The 1,386-nt window shown below is 63.6% G+C and carries 1 protein-coding gene and 2 pseudogenes; all 3 read right to left on the minus strand.

The genetic code is table 11. The features are described 5' to 3' along the window. Positions 1–264, minus strand: a pseudogene (locus ABT116_RS46480) (hypothetical protein); the annotation flags it as partial. Further along, positions 261–1,292, minus strand: coding sequence for an ATP-dependent nuclease (locus ABT116_RS46485; protein ID WP_351647279.1), 1,032 nt, complete (start codon positions 1,290–1,292; stop codon positions 261–263). The pseudogene ABT116_RS46480 and the gene ABT116_RS46485, both read right to left, overlap by 4 nt. Further along, positions 1,293–1,386, minus strand: a pseudogene (locus tag ABT116_RS51230) (DUF8827 family protein); the annotation flags it as partial. It lies immediately after the preceding gene.

Here is a 1,386-nt window from a genome sequence, read left to right on the forward strand (position 1 = left end):
GGGCGGGGCGACCAGCGGGAAGGCGAAACAGCCGCCCGGTCGCAGGACGGAGCGGACCTGCGCGAACAGCCCGGGCAGTTCGCCCATGACCTCGGGGGATGTTCCGGGGGCGCAGGCTTGTTGGAGTCGCCCATTGAGTTCGGCCTGCCCGGTTTGGGTGAACGTCAGCGCGAGGCGGCGTACGCCGGGTGCTCCACCCGCGCAGGCATCGACGATCGACTGCGTCTTGCGGGATCCGGCGACGGCGAGAGTGACCCGGTTCATTCGACGAACTCGATTGCTTTCATCAGGTAGTCCGGGAACGTGATCGAAGTTTTTGACTCGGCGATTTTCAGGGCGGCGTCGGTCTTGTGGCCGGTCATCCAGTCGAGGGTGGTCTTCGTATCGTCCGTAATCGGCAGAAGCGCTCGCAAAGTAGCGTCACCGTTAGCGTGGATCAGCTGAGGCTCAAGGGTCCTGCCATCGGCTGGATCCCCGATGAACAGCTGCCGTTTCCCTGGCTGGAGATAGGCAGCGACCTTCCCCTCCCAGTGGCTTGGCTGCTTGCCGTCGTTGTCCCGGATTCCAGCGACCTGACGGTCGAGTGCCGCAGAGAGTTCCAGGGCTCGAGCCAGGGAAACGCCGGCCATGGACAGTACGTCGATCCCGGCTTCGATAGGCGTCTTGCCGTGTTTGTCTCGGAAGGCGCGCTCGAAGAACATCTCGTCGGACGGTCCCTCCGCAAGGACGAGTTTGTCCGCCAGAACGATGCGGAGGGTGTCGAAGCCAGAGAGGCGCTTGAAGTAGAGCACGGTGTCCGCCGAGATGTCGGAGAAAGTCGTCGGTGTTCCTGCGTGCAGGAGTCGGAGCTTGTCGAGCCCAAGGCGGTTGAGAACGTAGGAGCTGTGGGTGGTGATGAAGACCTGCCGATTACCAGCGAGTGCCTCGATGCGGGCGATCAACTGTGTGAGGCTGGTGTGGGAGAGGTGATTTTCCGGTTCCTCGATCAGAACGTAGGCGGTGGTGTCCGCCGAGCGGTTCATGGCGAGCGCCACCTTGATCGCGGCCTGAGGGCCTTGACCAGCGAGCGCAAATGGAATTTCGCCGACGTACGGCACAACACTCGCCTCCCAGGAGGCGCCGGCTGACTGGTCCATCTGCAAGGCGAGGTCTTTGTCGTGGAGCTTGGTGCCTTCGGCGACGATGCGCTTGTTCACCTCGGAAAGAGCCGTCTCCGAAATGTTGTGCCGTGCGCTGCGGTGCGCGACCGAGATCGCAGCCCGCTCCTTCGCCTCGACGAAGTCGCCGAGCATGCCCTGCTCGGCGCTGAAGGTGTCTCGCAGGGCGGTGGCGCCGATCCGCTGCTTCTCTGCGCCCCAAATGGCGAGCGCCAGACAGATCAGGATG

The sequence above is a fragment of the Streptomyces sp. NPDC002130 genome (assembly GCF_040296465.1).
GTDB lineage: Bacteria > Actinomycetota > Actinomycetes > Streptomycetales > Streptomycetaceae > Streptomyces.

Coding starts and splice junctions, on each gene's coding strand:
- ABT116_RS46485 (WP_351647279.1), bottom strand. CDS start 1,292: ATGCTCGGCGACTTCGTCGAGGCGAAGGAGCGGGCTGCGATCTCGGTC.